This window comes from Hymenobacter sp. J193, assembly GCF_024700075.1.
In the GTDB taxonomy this organism is placed as follows: Bacteria; Bacteroidota; Bacteroidia; order Cytophagales; family Hymenobacteraceae; genus Hymenobacter.
The window spans coordinates 994,861-1,011,733 of the sequence record NZ_JAJONE010000001.1; the positions used below are offsets into that span (position 1 = coordinate 994,861).

Genomic DNA, 16,873 nt, shown 5'->3' on the forward strand with positions numbered 1-16,873 from the left:
CGAACAAAGTGTGGGAGTTGCAGCGGTTTCCAACTGCACCCAGGCCGATTATTCCAGTGGACGGAGCGTAGGCAGCAGGGTTCAGGTGCCCTTTTACGTTATCGGGTCTTACCCAAACAGTTGGAGTAGGTACCGCCATGGATGCCTTGTAGCTTCTCCCAAAGCCTGTTGCCGTTCTGAGTTAGTTCTTTGGTCAACAGCCTACCTGCTATATTGAGGCCATATTCTAACAGCAGAACTATGACCTCATTTATTCTGAACCGCTTGCGCCCGATGCCGGGCCCTATTTGTGTACTGCTGGCCCTGTTTTCGGTGCTGCTCACCAACTGCACCAATGACCCGGAGCAGGAGGAAGACCTGCGGCAGGGTGATTATATCAGCACAGGTACCCGCACGATCAAACCGGCAGTCATGTACACCAGCAGTGGCAAAACAACCGATGTGGCCATCATTAGTGCCCATTTAAAAAGGAAGAAACAAGAAGGTATGTTTGAGCTAAGTACTGGCTCTGAGACGCATTCTACCTTCCTGGCTCTGCACTTTGCTTCGCCTACCGCCGTCAGACTTTCGGAAATTTCTACCGCTACCAAAGATACTACAGACACAATGCCAACGGAAGTGGTAAGCTATTCGAGCACCGATATGGTGCTAGCCCAATTGGATTCCGTGATGGTTATCAACCCGGACAACTATCCTAATGCTGACTGCGGCCGGATTGCCAAGCAGGTGCCGCTGTACAAACCTACCTATCATTGCCGCCCAGTCTCCATTATTTCGGGAAGTTGGGGTTACGCTTGCCGGTATCGGCCCCTGTTTCCCATACAGATAACCAAGGGGCAGCTTAGCGTCGTGCATACGTCCTGGCTTATGACCGCCTATACATCCTCCTCATACTCGTGTGGCACCGGATTTGGCAATCAATGGAACAGCTTAAATCCGGCGGTTATCAATCAGCTACAGGTGGGTGATACGCTGGTGGTACAGGAAAGAGAAACTCCTTTGGTAAGGAAATAACCAGGAGCATTACCGCCTTGACCATCGAATACATCCGCTACCGCATCAGCACTGAGCAGCCTGCTTTCGTGGAAGCCATCCGCCAGGCCAACCAGCTCCTGGCCGCCGCGCCCGACTGCCTAAGCTACCAGCTCGCCCACTGTGAGGAAGACCCCGAGCTGTTCATCTGGCGCATCGAGTGGACTTCGGTGGAGCGTCACCTCCAGGGTTTCCGCAAAAGCGCGGAGTTTGGGGCGTTTTTCCAGCTGGTGAAGCCGTTTTACACGAGTATTCAAGAAATGCAGCACTACGCGGTGGTGGGGTAACCATGCATACTATCCAGCCCTAAATGATTCATACACTTCATTTCACTACATCGTACCATCAGTTCTACCTTTATGACAAGGACTCTCCCGGTGATACAGGCTCCTTTGATTTCTGGACTGATGCTTCTTTTGCCGATAAATTGGCAGTTGAAGCAGGTATATTGGGTGTTAGCATCGGCACCTATTGGGATGTAAACGCCACCATCAGTGTTCTGGAGCAGCGTAATGAGTCGTCTGATTTAGCCCCTTACGACCATGTTGTGGAAGCTAGTCTAGAAATTAAGTCAGGAAAACTGCAAGTACTAGCTTGCATTAGTTCAACAATATAGCGGAATCATGAACGGTGTACGTGGTAGCCGCAGTGGTTAAACCAGGCTTTGGCGTCGCGGCTGGTAATCCAGTCGATGGCGGTTTGCAACGCTTGCTCCAGCGCCTGGCGGGTACGGGCTTGGGCCTGACGGAGCTTGGTTTTGAGCTTGCTCCAGGCCTGCTCAACGGGGGCAAAGTCGGGCGAGTAGGGCGGCAAAAACAGCACCTCGACGCCGCGCCGGGCCAGTTCCTCTTGCAAGCCGCCGAGCTTATGCACCGGCAGGTTGTCGAGCACCAGCACGTCGCCGCGGCGCAGTTGCGGACCCAGCACTTGGCTGATGTAGAAGGCGAATCTGCGCTGGTCTAACGCTCCATCCAGCACCTGCACGGCTTTGAGCCCGCGCACGCCCAGCGCCCCGATCAGCGTCAGGCTCTTACCGCGCCGCAGCGGCACGGCCCCGCCCGCGCGCCGGCCGCCCACGGCCCGCGCGTAACGCCGCGTGTAATCTAGGCGCAGACCGGTCTCGTCCAGAAAGTAAAACCGGTGCACGTCGCCGCGCGCGCTCACTGTTTCCACATACTGACGTCGCAGTTCGTGCACGCGTTGCGTGTCACGCTCGGTGGCGTGCAGGCTTTTTTTGCGGCGTAGCCCGTGCTCGTCCAGCACGCGCCAGATGACGCCCACACTCACCCGCTGCCCCGTGTCGGCCGCTAGCGCGTCGCGCAACTCGGCCAGCGTCGCGTCCGACTGGCGCCCGACCTGCACCACCAGCCAGGCCTGCGCCGCCGCGTCCAGGCACCGCGGCGGCCCGCCCCGGCCGGGCAGCGCCGCCAGCGAACCGGTGTGCCGCTGCCGACGCAGCAGTTTGCCCACGAAGGCCAGGCTCACGCAAAAGCGGGCCGCCACCTGCGCCTGCCGGGCACCCGGCTCGGCCAGCGCCTGCGCCACGCGCTGGCGCAAATCCAAAGAATAGGCTTGCATACAACGCGGTACGTATCTTGTGTAAAAGCAGCTACACCGTTCACGAAACCGCTATAGAACTTGAGTTGACTGTTCCTCCCGGGTTTTACAGGGTGCGAGTATCTGCGGTCGGTCTGGATTCCATAATAGATGAGGATGAAGAAGCGGAGGATACCTACCATATTGAGATATGGCCAGAAGAGCCCTCGGCACGCCAGGTACTGAAACGCGCTTCATTCAACTGGTAAGTACAGATTTCATCCAACGATACTGCTTCAGTATTTAGGAGATGAACCACTACGCGGTGGTGGACTAGCCTATCCCAACCGAGCTTATTTAGCACTATGAAGCACCTACTACTTCTACCTTTATTCGTCAACAACCTTAGTGCATATGCCTGTGACTGTCTGATGTCACCTGTCAAAACACATATTAATACCACACCCTACTTAATTACCGGCGAGGTAATCGAGTTGCTTGATAATAGCACTTCGGAAGGGCAGTCACACCGGCAGTGGTTACGCTTAACTCGTCAGGATTCCTCACGTGGCTACCACGTTCGAATTCGGGTACTGGAAAGCTTTAGAGGAGAATTTCATGCAGGAGACACGATTGAATTAAAATCACATTACACCACGTGTGAGCTAAGCTTTTCAGTAGGCACACGGGCTGTATTGTTCATGCATAAGGAAGCCGATGCTCTTTTCATTACACATTGCTCCTACTCCGAGTATGTTACTAACGAAGAGCATTTTACTGATTTGATGAAGACTATTTATGCCGAAACCCGACGCAAACGTCAGGGATAACCAGTCAAACTCCATTCTATAACCCCACCCCCGCCCCGCTCGTCTAACCGGCTAGTTCTTACTTAGCCGCTGTTGCATGAGTCTCTGGGAAATTATCAAGCGCCTGTACCCGTACGTGCTGCCGTACCGGGCCCTGGTGCTAGCCACGCTGCTGCTTACGCTGGTGGGTTCGTTGGCGGCGCAGGTGAATCCGTTTGTGCTGCGCTACACCGTGGATACGGTGCAGGGCCTGCTCAACCAGAACCTCGGTCTGACCCAGGGCGCCGATCTGCTGCTCGTTGTAACTGCGCTGCTGCTGGGCAAGGAAATCATCAACACCGGCATCCAGTTCGGGCAGAAGTTCTACGGAGAGAAAATCCGCATCAACGTGTCCAGCACCCTCGTGCGCGACGCGGTGCACAAGGTGCTCAGCTACGAGCTGGGCTTCTACTCCGACAGCGGCAACCAGACCGGCAAGCTCCAGACCCGTATTGACCGGGGCGTGGAGAGCCTGATGAAACTGGTGCAGAACTTTTTTATCGACATCCTGCCGCTGTTTGCCAACTCCATCGTGGCCCTGGTGATTATGTTCATGGCCAACGTGTATGTGGGGCTGGTGGCCGTGGCGGTGCTGCCGGTGTACTTCTGGCTGAGCTACCGCCAAGCCGATAAGCTCAACGGTACCCGCCGGGCCCTGCGCGGCCTGCGCGAAGCCCGCAGCCAGGGCCTTGTAAACCTCATCGACTCAGCCGTAGTCATCAAGAGCTTTGTGCGCGAGGACTACGAGGAGCAGAAGCAGGCCCAGGTGCAGCAGAACCTGCAGGAAGCCCAGCTCCAGACCCGCAAAACCAACTTCCTCTACGACGGCCTCAAGACGTTTACCGAGCAGATTGGCGTGGTGCTCATCATCATCCTCACGGCCTACCTGGTGCTCGACCGGCAGATCAGCATCGGGGCCATCATGTTCCACATCCTGCTGTTCAACAACGTGTCGGCGCCCATCCGGCAGCTGCACCGCATCTACGACGAGATGAACGACGCCCTCACCTACTCCGAGGGCTTCTTCGACATTCTCGACGCCCACGACGCCGTGGAGCCCACCGGCCAGCTCCTGCCCAACCACCTGCGCGGCACCTTCGATATCTGCAACGTGGACTTTACTTACCCCAGCGGCACCCAAGCCCTGCACGACGTGTGCCTGACCATTGAGGCCGGCAAAACCACCGCGCTGGTGGGCCTGAGCGGGGCCGGCAAGAGCACCATCATCAACCTGCTCTGCAAGTTCTACGCCCCCGACTCCGGCCAGATGCTGCTCGACGGCCGGCCCCTGGCCGACTACAACACCCACGCCCTGCGCCAGCAAATCGGGCTGGTGCTCCAGAAAAACCACATCTTCAAGGGCACCATCGAGGAAAACATCCGCTACGGGGTGATGGACGCCACCCTGGACCAGATCAAAGCTGCCGCCCGCCAGGCCTACCTGCACGAGCAGATCATGGAGCTGCCGAAAGGCTACCAGAGCGACGCCCAGCAGCTCTCGGGCGGGCAGCAGCAGCGCATTGCCATTGCCCGGCTGTTCCTGAAAAACCCGCCCATCATCTTCCTCGACGAGCCCACCGCCTCCCTCGACGCCATTGCCACCGAGCAAATTAAGAACTCCCTGGAGGCCATCAAGCAGGGCCGTACGGTGGTCATCATCTCCCACTCCCTGGCCCAGATCGTGGATTCCGACTGCATCTACGTGATGAAGCAGGGCCGCATGGTGGAAAGCGGCACCCACGAGCAGCTCTACGACCTACGCGGCACCTACCGCGAAATCTTCGATGCCTCCGCCCGCAGCCTCAACATCGAGAAGCTGGCCCGGGTGATGGTGGATGATGGGGACGAGGTAGAGGATACGGCGGGGTGAGTCGTTGCATTCCTTATTATTGCACAACACCTTCACTCCACGCTAATAGGTCGAAGTATTATGGGCATGTTCGGTTACGACTTTTATTTCAGAACTAATCCTTCTCAATCAGAAGTTATCCACAGACTACAACTACAGTTTCCAGAACCACTAGTTATAAATCAGGAAACCGCCGAAAGCGTTGAAGTCAGGGACCCATCCTATAAAAACCACCCCGTTTGGTTGTCTTGGGAAGCCGAAAGTATCCCGCCGTTGATACCGGAATTTCTTGGCGTTGCACCAGAAATGGACACACTTGATGTATTGCCTTTCCCTGATTTACTTCAGAACATTGGTATTCGCTCTCCTATATTCTTCCATTCTGGACCAGACAAACTGATAAATGCTATCAGGCAAATACTACAAGATCTTGGAGGTAAAACCGAGCAAATCTGATAGTTTATTAATCTCACCCTTGCTGGCTCCCAACTGGCCCCAACTGGCGCGAGTTTAGGTGCAGCTGTAACTCGTACCCGCCTATGACGTGGAGCTTGCAGCTCCACTGCCGTGCTACTCCTGCTGAACCCGTATCTTTAGTCCATGTCCGACGACCTGCGCGCCCGTATCACCATCGACCCTACCATCTGCCACGGTCAGCCCACGGTGCGGGGGCTGCGCTACCCGGTGCAGCACGTACTGGAACTGCTGGCTTCGGGCATGACCGATGCCGAAATCCTGGCGGACTATGAGGACCTGGAGGCTGAGGACCTGCGCGCCTGCCAGGCCTACGCGGCCGAAGTACTGAAAGTGCGCACGGCCTACCGGCTGGCCTCGTGAGCAGCGGGCTGCGGCTCCTGGTAGATGCCCAGCTGCCGAAGCGGCTGGCTCATTGGTTAACTACCGAAGCAGGCTGCGATTGTCTGCATACGCTGGATTTGCCCGAGGCCAACTATACCCCTGATGGTGCCATCAGCAACCTGTCGATGCAGGAGCAACGGGTAGTTATCAGCAAAGACGCAGACTTTGTGAATACCTTTCTACTGCACGGTAAGCCGCATAAGCTACTGCTGGTATCAACCGGCAACATCACCACCAACGACCTGTTAGCGTTGTTTCAACAGCACTGGCCGGCCATAGCATCCGCACTTCATCAATATTCTTACCTCGAGCTAACCCGGTTGCAGTTACTTATTCATCAGTAATTAAGGTACCGAGCAGTACCTCAGTAGCGCGCTACAAAGTTCCCGCTACTGCTAACTCCGCCTACACGAGGCAGCCGCACGGAGCACCGCCGTGCCAGCAACATAGTTGCCAACTGTCGCAAGTGCCCCGCTTATTGTCGGAATAGCACCGCATGGAGAGGCAGTTTAAGTGGCATTTTTGTAGCAGTCCGCAAGGCCAGATGGCCCCGGTTCGTACCCTATCAAAACCCGCTGCCACTATGAAAAAGACCCGCTTTTCCACCACCATTCAGGCCCCCAAAGAAAAAGTCTGGCGCGTACTCTGGGACGACAGTTCCTACAGCCTCTGGACCGAGCCCTTCAGCCCCGGCTCCCGCGCCATTACCGACTGGCAGGAAGGCAGCAAGGTGGTCTTCACCGCTTCCGACGAAGGCGGTATGTACAGCGTGATTGAGAAAAAAATCCCCAACGAGTTTATGTCCTTCAAGCACCTGGGCGAACTAAAAGATGGCCAGGAGCAGCCGTGGGACGCTAAAAACCAGGACTGGGCGGGGGCGTTGGAAAACTACACTCTAACTGAAACCGACGGCGCCACCACCCTGCTCGTGGAGATAGACATAGCGGAAGATCATCAGCCATACTTTGAGGAGGCTTTTCCCCAGGCCCTGGCCAAAGTGAAGGCACTTGCCGAACAATAACGGCAACCCATATGGCTGGAGGGCGCGTTTATGGTGCGTGCCTCCGGCTCAACTGGCGCGAGTTTAGGCGCAGCCGTAACTCGTGCCAGTCTATGACGTGGAGCTTGCAACTCCACTGCCGCGCCCGCGGCAATCCGGCATTGTGGAAAGGGTTTCCATTGCGCATGTCTGAACTGCGTGACTACCGGTAATACCAGATGTGAAGTACTCAGCAAGTGGATAGCAACTAGCCTGCGCGCACATACTTCGGCCGTTATCACTTAGACTCATTTTGTATGACGCTTGACCTGACCGGCATTCGTACCAAAGCCGATCTGCACTATCTTTTTAAGGAGGCGCTGGGCTTCCCGGAGTGGTACGGAGTGAGCTGGGACGCTTTCTGGGATTCGGCTACGGCCATTGTGGAGATGCCGCCGGTACTGGAACTCAGCAACTGGCAGGAATTTGCCGCGCACTGCCCCCACGATATGCAGATTCTGCGGCAGGTGATGCAGGACTACGCCCTGGAAATGGCCCCGAAGCGCATTGTGCTGGCGGGCGAAAACTGAAAAAAGGGCTGTTGCAGTCGCTAGGAGCGTGGTAGGGAATTTAAAGAACGTCATGCTGAGCGGAGTCGAAGCATCTCTACCGCTTCGGCTGCACGATTCAAAGAAGCAGTAGAGATGCTTCGACTCCGCTCAGCATGACGGAAATGACGTTTTCATAAAATCCCAAATACGCTTTAAGTAAATCCTGTCGCTTGCTTGGTCTGCCGGGTGGAGCGTAGCATGACAGCCGAAGGAGGTTGTTTTTCTCTGCCTGTCAACAGTAAGGCTGGCACGACGGCACAGATGAACCCGCTTGCAGCCCGTACCTTTGGCCCCTATGGCAGTACCAACCTCGCTGATTCCGGCCAATGACCCGCAACGCCTGCAGGCGCTGGCTCCCTACCAACTGTTGGGTACCGCCCCCGATGCCGTATTCGACGAAGCTTGGTGCGCCTCACGGCTAAGCTGTTTGGGGTGCCCATTGCGCTGGTGTCGTTGGTGGAAGAGAATAGCGTGTGGTTTAAGGCCAACTTTGGGCTGGCCGACGCCGAGCGGGTAGCCCGCAACCAGAGCATCTGCTCCATGGCCATTCTGCAGGACGAAACCACCATCTACGAGGACCTGCGTGCCCGGCCCTGTCATCTCACTGACCCCGTCGTAGCCGAGTCGCTGGATCTGCGCTTCTACGCCGGCCACCCGCTGCACACTGCCTCCGGCGACGCCATTGGGGCCTTGTGCATTATCGACCGCCAACCGCGCACCCTTTCCCTGGGCGAGCAGGCCCGCCTGCAGGCGCTGGCCGCCGTGGTGATGAAGATGCTGGATCTGCGCCTGGCCCTCCGCCAGCAGCCCGCCCAGGCCAGTGCCACCTGGCTGCAGCTCTACCACCACCTGGATCAGTCGCTCACGCGGCTGGATACCCTGAGTGAGCTGATTCGCTGGGAAGCCTCCCCTACCTCACTCACGGCCCTGGACTACCAGCGCTCCATTGAGGAAGAGGCTGGGCTGGTGACCCGCCTGCTGGACCGGCATACTACGGCCGCCCTGCATGCCCTGGAGCACTAATAAAGCTGCACATGCTACGCGTAAGGCGGTCTAACCCTGCTCAGAGCAGGTGATAGAAGATAAAGTAGTTCATGGTGAGGTTGAACAGGGCGTGCGCCACCATGGCACCCACCACCGAGCCGCTGCGGCGCCGGGCCACCGAGAACAGCAGGCAGGTACCAAATAAAGCTACTACCCACACCAGCGCCGGACCGGGCAGAAAGCGCCAACCCGCGCCCGTTCCGGCATATATAAACCCAAAGTGTGCCAGATGCACCAGCGCAAACGCGGCGCTGTCAGCCACAGCTGCCCCGCGCTGGCCCAGGCGGCCCGCAAAGCACTCGTGCACCAGCCCCCGGTAGAACAGCTCTTCCCCGATGGGGCTGAACACCATGCTGGGTCCCGAGAAAATCAGGAAGGAGGTCAGGCGGTTGTGCTCGTTCAGCTGCTGGGCTATGTTGCCGTAGGAGCGGGCAACGTAAGCCAGGCTGTTGCCCTCGCCCACGCCGAAGAGGAAAGTAGTGAGGTAAAACAGCGCCGCGCAGCTTCCCGCGCCCAGGGCCGCACCCAGGAGCATACCACTCCAGCGCGTGGGCATCACCCACCCTATTTTTTGGCGGCCGGCCCGGGTCAGTACCACGAATGGCAGCAGCACCATGGCCACGAAAATAAACGCCACCAGCTGGTAGCTCTGGGTGATGTTAGCATGCAGCACCAAGGCAAAGCGCACCAGAGTGAATACGGCTACCAGCCCGGCGCCCGTCTTCCAGGTAAAGCGAAACCAGCTCGCGGCAAATGCTCTGACGAAGGGGCTCGGGGGCGGGGCTACCAGGGTTTGCATAGAGTTGGGGCGGCCAGAAGCTCACCACCGCTTGGCTGTGAAAAAGATGACATTACCATATCAAAAGAGCTACATCTGCCAGGGTTCAGAGCTTGACTATAAGCTGGGCGACACTGTCGAGGTTAGTTGCCCCGAATACTTCAGGCTATGCTGCTAGTTGGCTTCTGCTAAGAGTCGAAATACAGGCTTGCCACTCTGAAATTACCTCATAATATTAGAAATATTGCATGAAACACTCCTGTGAACACAAGTGAAGATTGTTTCCATAGTACAATAATATACTACGATTATCTAGAAACATATTCCTTCCTTCTCAATTAAGCCACTTCTTACCTACTCTCAGTACTAATATGCCTGTCGGGAACTTTTTTTATTTATCGATCAACAGCTGGCATTCACAGACAGTTATACTACTTCTATCGAATTGGTAAAAACTTAAGCCCTGCCTGTCCGTAGGTTTGAGCCAAGGTACAGATTACCCTTGTACTGCCCGCCACTTCTTTCTCCTACACCAACATTCTGCAACATGGCATTAACTACTAACCCATTTCATCCGGTATCCGGGGAGCTTCTGCCCGGGTACCGCGATGCCTATCTACGAGGAGACTTATCGGGTAGCAACGCTGATCTGGTCGACGCTTACCTGAAAGCTAACCCCTCGCAAAACGACGCCGCGCTGCGGCGTTTCCAGACCCTGCGCGCCAACGGCCACGATGTACGGCCGGTAGGATGGATTCAACACCAGTTTCAGCTGATGCGCACCGAGCCGAAACGCTTCCGTCAGCGGGCTGCTTCTATCCTCGTGGTAGGCGCCCTTATCAGTGGAGCGGTGCTGGCCGGCAACAAGCTGCCCGCCGATGCCAACACTCCGGCTGCATTGTCGGCTACCACGCTGGCCTCTACGGAAGCAAATCTTTCGTTGCCCGCCGAGGCTACGGAAGCTGCTGCCGCGGCCAAAATGGTATCCATCGTCAAAGGCCGCATTCTCGACGAGAACGGCCGGCCCCTGATTGGGGCTACGGTGCTGGATAAAGTAAGCGGCCGGGCCGTGACTACCAACGCTCAGGGCACCTATACCCTGGCACTGCCAGCCAACCAGACCTCGCGCCTGCAGTTTGGCTACGGGGGCTACGGCGAAGAGGAAATGCAGGTAAAAGGCCACAGCGTACAAAATGTAACCCTGCTGCCCCGCACCGATGAAGTAGCCCAGGTGAAAGTAAAAAAGCGCCATTGGTGGCGCTTCTAAGCTAGCGAATACATCCGGAAGGTCTGAGTAGTGGGGTATACCCCTGGTATAGACAGCGCAATGGTAGCCGCTTAGGGGCGCCGGCCGCGCAGTGTACCGATTTACGTGGCGTGGCGGTAAGGCAACACCCCAACTACAGGCATTTCCGGATATACTGCTTCCTCTTGCCGCCTTACCGGTTGGGAGGAAGCAGTTCAGTTGGCTTTTGATACTTACTCCTGCGGAATCTGCTGGCCTTGCTTTCTGGAGCAAGCCAGCCATTCCCGCTTCCGAAGAAATGAACATTCCCTTTTTCAATCGGCTGCAGCTAAAAAAGATAACCGTAGGCACAGAGGATGAAGCCGGAAAGCGGGCCCAGACAGCGCTGGAAGGCCTGCTGGCCGATTTGCCGGACCTGCTGATGGCCTGTGTAGTCGATATTCAGTCGGGCCGGGTGCTGGCCTCTTATACCACCACTACCACCTACAACCCCAACCAGATCAACCTCCGCAATGCCAAGCTGCTGCGCGTCATTACCGATGCGCTGAAGGCCAAGGCTTGGGTAGGGGGCCCGCTTACGGATGTTTCCGTGATGCTGGAAGACCAGTTTCATCATCTGCGCCCTATGAACGAAGGCAAATGGTACTGCTTTCTGGCCGTGCGCATGGCCGATGTGAACCTGGGCATTGCCAAAGAAATCATGCGTCGGCACACCGTCTGATGCCTGCTGTTAACTCAACATTTTTCCTTTTCACACCTTTTCAACGTTTACCCATTTTATGTCATCCCCCAAACAAACGGTTCAGGAAATCCTTAATGAACTGCCCACCCTGCTGGCCGTAGCCGTTGTAGAAACTGAAACCGGCATGCCACTGGCTTCGCACGCCAACATCGCAGAATTCGATATCGAAACCGCCGCCGCTTACAACACGGAAGTAGTAAAGGCCAAGCTGAAAGCCATCAAGGCCCTGAAGCTGAACCAGACGGTACAGGACATCCTGCTCACGCTCACCGACCAGCTGCACCTGCTGAAGCTCTCCCCTACCGGCGACAAGTTCATTTACCTGGCCGTGAACTCGCGCGACACCAACCTGGCCCAGGCTCGCCAGATTCTGAAAGCGTACTCCGCCTCAATCAACTAGAGGCCCCTGGAAGATCCTGTGAAAGCCCGCCGGCCCTGTTGCCGACGGGCTTTTTGTGTTTTGCCGGCTACGGAAAGAATTTGCTAGGTTTGGTTTCAACTCCGGGTACCACACTGCCTGGGTTCCTCTCCTACTTCCGATGAAAGTATCTACACTAGCCTTCGTAGCAGCAGCAATGGCACTTGGCGCCTGTCAGGAAGATAAAGACAGCGGACCGCAGCTGGCCGGCCTGTACCAGACAGAAAGCACCATCAAAGCCGGACCCCTGCAGGTGTACACCTCTACCGGTGTGGTCAGCTCGCCCGCGGTTGCTGCCAGCCTGCTGCGGCGGCACTGGTCCCTGCGCAGCTCCTTTCTAAAGAAGGACAGCGTTATCAGCGTGGACAATTCCCTGACGCTGCTTTTTGAAGCCGACAACCGGGTTACGCTTACCGCCAATCATTCCGGCGGAAGCCGCGTGCTGGCCCTGGAGGCTACCAGCCGCAACGCACAGCGCTACCTGCTATCGGCTGTGGACTCGGCCACGGTTATTGCTGCATCAGGCGCTCAGAGTCGGTGTGAACTGCTGGCAGACCAGGTACGGGAACATGAGCCGGCCAGACGCTGCTTTCCGGTAGCCCTGATGCCAGGCACTTTCCAGTCGATGTGTCGGTTCCGGCCGCTGCAGGTGCTCACCATTCGCAACAATCAGCCGGTTATTCCGCTGTATAGCTGGTTTGTTCTGGTTTCGCGGCAAGGTGCCCTATGCGGGCAAGGGCAGGGTTTTGAGTGGAATGTACCCAGTTCCAACTTGGTTCAGCGCTTAGCTCCCGGCGACACAGTGCTGGTGCAGGTAAACGAGCTGGCTCTACGTAAAAAGTAGCCCGGTCAGCGTCTTATGCGCCGGTCGGGCGGCTACTGCTGTTTTATTCCAGCGGTTTCGTGGGTGTTTGGCGGGGCGCTGCGTAAGCTGAACAGGCCGGCACGCTGCTGCCGCGCTGTGCGGGCCAACATCGGCCCTCCTTAGCTTACTTTCCTTCATGCCGCACTTCACCGTAGAACGCCTCACCTTCGATACGCTTACCGAGCTGCCCAACTCCTGGCAGGCCGCCGATTACCTTGCCCTGCTCACCAAAACCGGCTACGACACCCCCACTGACATAGCGGCCGATGAGCTGCAGGCCATGACGCACATGGCCCTTACCGAGCTGGAACCCGCCGAAGCCGCCCGGCTGGTGCTGGACTACCTGTTTGAAGACCAGCTCACCAGCGGACAAGTGGAGAACCTGGCCCACCAGATGCTTACGGAGAAGCTATGGGAGGAAAACCCGGAGCTGACCCAACACGAAGGGTTTTTCAAAGCCACCCAGCTGCTCTATGCGGCCTACAACGGGAAATTCCCCCGGGCCGAAGCGGTGCAGTTTCAGGTACAGCTCACCGCTGAGGAGCCCGAGGCGCTAACGGTTTTTGATGCGCAGCCGGAAGCCCCCTTGCTGCGCCTGCTGGCCCAGGGCATGCCCGACAATACCCTGCTCAAACGCCTGTTTCAGGAGCAGCTTGCGGGCACCAGCTTTCCGGAGGCGCCCAGTATTCTCTGGCAGCTAACCCCGGCGAATAAGCAGACTTCCTCGGTCGTCTTTACGGTGGTTAGCTCGGCCTACTGGCTGGACGATTTCAAGTACGCCGACTCGTATCAGGCCACTACCCACGCCGACGCCCCCGAACCAAACGAAAGCTAACCGGGCCGGCCAGCAGCGGCGGGTACCACACAACCTATTCACCAACCCCAACCGTAACCGCCCGAGCGTGCCCAGCGTTAGAAATTCACAACTCTAACGTTTTCACAACCATGGCACATAACACCCAAACGGCTCTGATTACGGGCAGCACCAGCGGTATTGGCCGCGAGCTGGCCAACTGCTTTGCGCAGGATAAGTACAACCTCATTCTCGTCGGCCGCGACCAGCACACGCTGGATGCCACAGCTCAGGAAGTTCGGCAAGAGTACGGCGTAGAAGTAACCACCATTGTGAAGGACCTGTTTCAGCGGCAGGCTCCCTTCGAGGTATACGACCAGGTGAAAGCCTCCGGCAAGCAGGTAGATGTGCTGGTAAACGACGCCGGCCAGGGCCAGTATGGCACCTTCGATACCACCGACATCAACCGCGAGCTGGATATTGTGCAGCTCAACATCGGGGCTTATCTGGTGCTCACGAAGCTGTATCTGCAGGAAATGAAAGCCCGCAACGAAGGCAGGATTCTGCTGGTAGGCAGCATTGCGGGCGAACTGCCCGGTCCGCTCCAGGCCGTATATCATGGTACTAAGGCCTTCATCAACTCCTGGGTGGAATCGATTCAGGAGGAAAACAAGGACAGCAACGTTACCATCACCAACCTGCTGCCCGGCCTCACGGATACCGACTTTTTCAACAAGGCCGATATGACGCGGGCCAAAAACGTTGCCGAAGGCAGCAAGGCGGATCCGGCCGAGGTGGCCAAGGACGGCTACAAAGCCCTGATGGCCGGGGAGCGGAAAGTTGTTTCCGGCTTCCTGAACAAAGTGCAGGTGACGACCAGCAACGTGCTGCCCGACGCGCTGGTAGCCGCCAACGTCCACAAGCAAAGCGCGCCAATCGACGGCGACGAAAGCGCCAAGTAGCAACCGGCTTCTTCCCGACTGTAAACCGGCAAAAGCTTTTTAGACTGCTTCACAAAAAAGCCCCTACACATCAGTGCAGGGGCTTTTTTGTGTTGGTTGGTCGGCTACATTTCGTCGTGCAGCACGGCTACGGCTTCCTGCAGCGTCAGGTCCTTGCGCAAGGGCTTAAGGAAGCGGTTGATGCGGCTGCTATCAGCTGCCACCGGGGTCAGGATCGAGGAGCTGACGGCAAGAGTGGGCGCCTGCTGCTGCAGCTGCTTGAGCTTCTCGTTGGTGGCCTGGGCTTTCTGCTGCTCGGCGCGGTAGTCGGCCAGGCTCAGCGAAACCTGGGTGTTTTTCCGGCGCTGAGCCATCGTCTGCACGGTTTCCGTGAGCAGCTTGAAGGACGGGTTGGCGCCTACACGCTGCTGGCTGGCTCCGGCCAGCCGGGCCATAGGTGGTGCGGCAGCCCAGGGCTGGTAGGGTGCGGGCGCAATTTCGTCCCAGGGCAGCGGGAAATCGGTATCCTGCTCGCCGTCGGCCAGGGTGCTGTAGGCATCCGGCACCATGATGTCCGGCGTCACGCCCTTGAACTGCGTGGACGAGCCATTTACGCGGTAGTATTTCTGCACCGTGAGCTTGAGCGAGCCTAAGGGCTTGAGCTTGTTGAAGTCCGCGTTCAGCATATCATCCAGCTCCACCACGCGCTGTACGGTGCCTTTGCCGTAGGTGGTATTGCCCATAATCACGCCGCGCTTGTAATCCTGAATAGCACCAGCCAGAATCTCGGAGGCCGAGGCACTATAGCGGTTCACCAATACTACCAGCGGGCCGTCGTACTGTACTTTAGGGTCGGGGTCCTTGAGGAGGCTGGCTTCGCCTTGGCGGCTTTTTACCTGCACCATCGGGCCGCTAGCCATGAACAGGCCGGCCATTCGGGTGGCATCGGGCAAGGAGCCGCCGCCGTTGAAGCGCAAATCCAGCACCACGCCCTGCACACCGGCCTGCTTGAGCTTATCCAACTCGTTGCTCACGTCCTGGGCCGAATTGCGGCCGCCGTTGTTGTTGAAGTCGGCGTAGAAGCTGGGGAGCATGATGTAACCGAGCTTCTTGCCCTTATCGTTGATAACGGCCGACTGCGCGTACGTTTCCTCGATAACAACGACGTCGCGGATGATGGAAATGACCTTGATGCTGGCATCAGGCTTTTTCACCGTCAGGCGCACTTCCGAGCCTTTAGGGCCGCGAATCAGCTGCACCACTTTATCCATGCGCAGGCCTTCCACGGCTACCGGCTCGCCGGCCCCCTGAGCCACGCGCTGGATAATGTCGCCCACTTTCAGCTCGCCCTGGCGATAGGAGGCTGAGCCCGCTACAATGGCCGCTACCACTACTTGGCCATCCTTCTCGCTAAGCTGAGCCCCGGTTCCTTCCAGGCGGCCAGTCAAAGCCAGGTCGAAGTTGGTTTTGTCCTTAGGTGCGAAGTACTCGGAGTGCGGGTCGAAGGTGTTGGCAATGGCGTTGGTATACCCGCTGAGCCGGTCAGCCTCATCTTCCTGGCGCAGGTCGCTAAACCATTCGTCGTAGTATTTGAGCACCTGCTTGCGGGCATCAGCTTCCAGCTGGGCCGGGGTCCGCGGAGCCGTAGAAAGCGTAGCCTCCGACGGCTTGGCCTTAGCCGACGCCAGCGACTTGGTTTGCTGGCGGTTCTGCGTGTCCATTAGCTCGGAAAGGCGCTGCATGGTCTGGTACTTGAGCAGGCGGCGCCACCGGTCCCGCCGGGCGGCGGCGTCGGCCGCGTAAGGCAGTTTATCGGGTTCGGTTTCAAAGGTTTCCGCGGCCGTAAACTCGAATGGCTGCGCCAGCAGCTCGCGGTACAGCACCTGCACTTCCTGCTGGCGCTGGTTGATGAGCTGGGTGCTTAAATCGAGGAAGCCGTGCTTGCCCTGCTTTACTTCATCATCAATGGTGGTTTCGAAGCGCTTGAGCTGGGCAATATCAGGCTGGAGCAAAAAGCGTTTGCCGCCGTCCAGCCGCTTGAGGTAGAGCGTGAAGACGCGCCGCGAAAACTCGTCGTTGATCTGTTCGGGCTGCACGTGGGCCATCGTCAGCCCCTGCGTGACTATGCCTACCAGCACCTCTTTTTTCTGGGGCGGGAGGTCGTCGGGCGTGCCGGAAGAAGAGGCGAAGCTGCCGGGCAGAAGCAGCAGAAAGCCCGGCAGCACGGCCGAGAACAAGCCCAACGAGGAACGAAATAACGCCATGAGGTGCGCAGCTAAAGAAGGATGTCAGTAATCGAAAAAGCGGGACCGGCAGGTTGCCCGAAAAACCGG

The 16,873-nt window shown here is 57.5% G+C and carries 20 protein-coding genes; 17 read left to right on the plus strand and 3 right to left on the minus strand.

Features of this window, described 5'->3' with window-relative positions:
- The first annotated feature begins 240 nt into the window (after positions 1–240).
- The 3 genes from LRS06_RS04240 to LRS06_RS04250 are packed head-to-tail and all read left to right on the plus strand — an operon-like array spanning position 241 to position 1,648.
- A complete protein-coding gene (locus LRS06_RS04240) occupies positions 241–1,014 on the plus strand; it encodes a hypothetical protein (protein WP_257870336.1) in 774 nt (257 codons plus the stop codon).
- Positions 1,015–1,031: 17 nt separating this feature from the next.
- The gene (locus tag LRS06_RS04245; protein ID WP_257870337.1) at positions 1,032–1,319 is read left to right on the plus strand and encodes a putative quinol monooxygenase; all 288 of its coding nucleotides are present in this window, start codon (positions 1,032–1,034) and stop codon (positions 1,317–1,319) included.
- Positions 1,320–1,342: 23 nt separating this feature from the next.
- Positions 1,343–1,648: a hypothetical protein gene (locus tag LRS06_RS04250; RefSeq protein WP_257870338.1), complete on the plus strand. Its 306-nt coding sequence runs from the start codon at positions 1,343–1,345 to the stop codon at positions 1,646–1,648.
- A gap of 5 nt (positions 1,649–1,653) precedes the next feature.
- Here the strand turns inward: LRS06_RS04250 and LRS06_RS04255 are convergent, their stop codons facing one another.
- A complete protein-coding gene (locus LRS06_RS04255) occupies positions 1,654–2,610 on the minus strand; it encodes an IS630 family transposase (RefSeq protein WP_257870339.1) in 957 nt (318 codons plus the stop codon).
- Between the two features lie 323 nt (positions 2,611–2,933).
- Here LRS06_RS04255 and LRS06_RS04260 point away from each other — a divergent pair, with 323 nt between their 5' ends.
- From LRS06_RS04260 to LRS06_RS04295, 8 genes are all read left to right on the plus strand, one after another.
- A complete protein-coding gene (locus tag LRS06_RS04260) occupies positions 2,934–3,398 on the plus strand; it encodes a hypothetical protein (protein WP_257870340.1) in 465 nt (154 codons plus the stop codon).
- Between the two features lie 76 nt (positions 3,399–3,474).
- Positions 3,475–5,286 (plus strand): ABC transporter ATP-binding protein, encoded by a 1,812-nt coding sequence (locus LRS06_RS04265; protein ID WP_257870341.1) that lies wholly within the window; start codon positions 3,475–3,477, stop codon positions 5,284–5,286.
- A gap of 66 nt (positions 5,287–5,352) precedes the next feature.
- A complete protein-coding gene (locus LRS06_RS04270; RefSeq protein ID WP_257870342.1) occupies positions 5,353–5,721 on the plus strand; it encodes a hypothetical protein in 369 nt (122 codons plus the stop codon).
- A 144-nt stretch (positions 5,722–5,865) separates the two neighbouring features.
- The gene (locus LRS06_RS04275) at positions 5,866–6,102 is read left to right on the plus strand and encodes a DUF433 domain-containing protein (protein ID WP_257870343.1); all 237 of its coding nucleotides are present in this window, start codon (positions 5,866–5,868) and stop codon (positions 6,100–6,102) included.
- The gene (locus LRS06_RS04280; protein ID WP_257870344.1) at positions 6,099–6,467 is read left to right on the plus strand and encodes a DUF5615 family PIN-like protein; all 369 of its coding nucleotides are present in this window, start codon (positions 6,099–6,101) and stop codon (positions 6,465–6,467) included. The genes LRS06_RS04275 and LRS06_RS04280 overlap by 4 nt, the downstream gene beginning before the upstream one ends.
- Positions 6,468–6,706: 239 nt before the next feature.
- The gene (locus tag LRS06_RS04285) at positions 6,707–7,144 is read left to right on the plus strand and encodes an SRPBCC domain-containing protein (RefSeq protein WP_257870345.1); all 438 of its coding nucleotides are present in this window, start codon (positions 6,707–6,709) and stop codon (positions 7,142–7,144) included.
- A 275-nt stretch (positions 7,145–7,419) separates the two neighbouring features.
- The gene (locus LRS06_RS04290) at positions 7,420–7,692 is read left to right on the plus strand and encodes a barstar family protein (protein ID WP_257870346.1); all 273 of its coding nucleotides are present in this window, start codon (positions 7,420–7,422) and stop codon (positions 7,690–7,692) included.
- 426 nt (positions 7,693–8,118) lie between these two features.
- Entirely contained in the window at positions 8,119–8,736 is a 618-nt protein-coding gene (locus LRS06_RS04295) for a GAF domain-containing protein (RefSeq protein ID WP_257870347.1), read from the plus strand.
- Between the two features lie 40 nt (positions 8,737–8,776).
- On the opposite strand, the gene LRS06_RS04300 is transcribed toward LRS06_RS04295, so the two are convergent.
- Entirely contained in the window at positions 8,777–9,556 is a 780-nt protein-coding gene (locus tag LRS06_RS04300) for a CPBP family intramembrane glutamic endopeptidase (protein ID WP_257870348.1), read from the minus strand.
- Between the two features lie 526 nt (positions 9,557–10,082).
- Here LRS06_RS04300 and LRS06_RS04305 point away from each other — a divergent pair.
- From LRS06_RS04305 to LRS06_RS04330, 6 genes are all read left to right on the plus strand, one after another.
- Positions 10,083–10,802 carry a carboxypeptidase-like regulatory domain-containing protein gene (locus LRS06_RS04305; protein WP_257870349.1) on the plus strand — a complete coding sequence of 240 codons (720 nt, stop codon included), beginning with the start codon at positions 10,083–10,085 and terminating at the stop codon, positions 10,800–10,802.
- A 277-nt stretch (positions 10,803–11,079) separates the two neighbouring features.
- Complete coding sequence (locus LRS06_RS04310; protein WP_257870350.1) at positions 11,080–11,502, plus strand: hypothetical protein; 423 nt, start codon at positions 11,080–11,082, stop codon at positions 11,500–11,502.
- Between the two features lie 58 nt (positions 11,503–11,560).
- On the plus strand, positions 11,561–11,923 hold the full coding sequence (locus LRS06_RS04315; protein ID WP_257870351.1) for a hypothetical protein: 363 nt from the start codon (positions 11,561–11,563) through the stop codon (positions 11,921–11,923).
- A 139-nt stretch (positions 11,924–12,062) separates the two neighbouring features.
- A complete protein-coding gene (locus tag LRS06_RS04320; RefSeq protein ID WP_257870352.1) occupies positions 12,063–12,785 on the plus strand; it encodes a hypothetical protein in 723 nt (240 codons plus the stop codon).
- 157 nt (positions 12,786–12,942) lie between these two features.
- Positions 12,943–13,641, plus strand: a complete 699-nt coding sequence (locus LRS06_RS04325; protein WP_257870353.1) for a hypothetical protein — start codon at positions 12,943–12,945, stop codon at positions 13,639–13,641.
- 110 nt (positions 13,642–13,751) lie between these two features.
- A complete protein-coding gene (locus LRS06_RS04330) occupies positions 13,752–14,561 on the plus strand; it encodes an SDR family oxidoreductase (RefSeq protein ID WP_257870354.1) in 810 nt (269 codons plus the stop codon).
- A 104-nt stretch (positions 14,562–14,665) separates the two neighbouring features.
- On the opposite strand, the gene LRS06_RS04335 is transcribed toward LRS06_RS04330, so the two are convergent.
- Positions 14,666–16,804 carry a carboxy terminal-processing peptidase gene (locus tag LRS06_RS04335; RefSeq protein ID WP_257870355.1) on the minus strand — a complete coding sequence of 713 codons (2,139 nt, stop codon included), beginning with the start codon at positions 16,802–16,804 and terminating at the stop codon, positions 14,666–14,668.
- Positions 16,805–16,873: the final 69 nt, after the last annotated feature.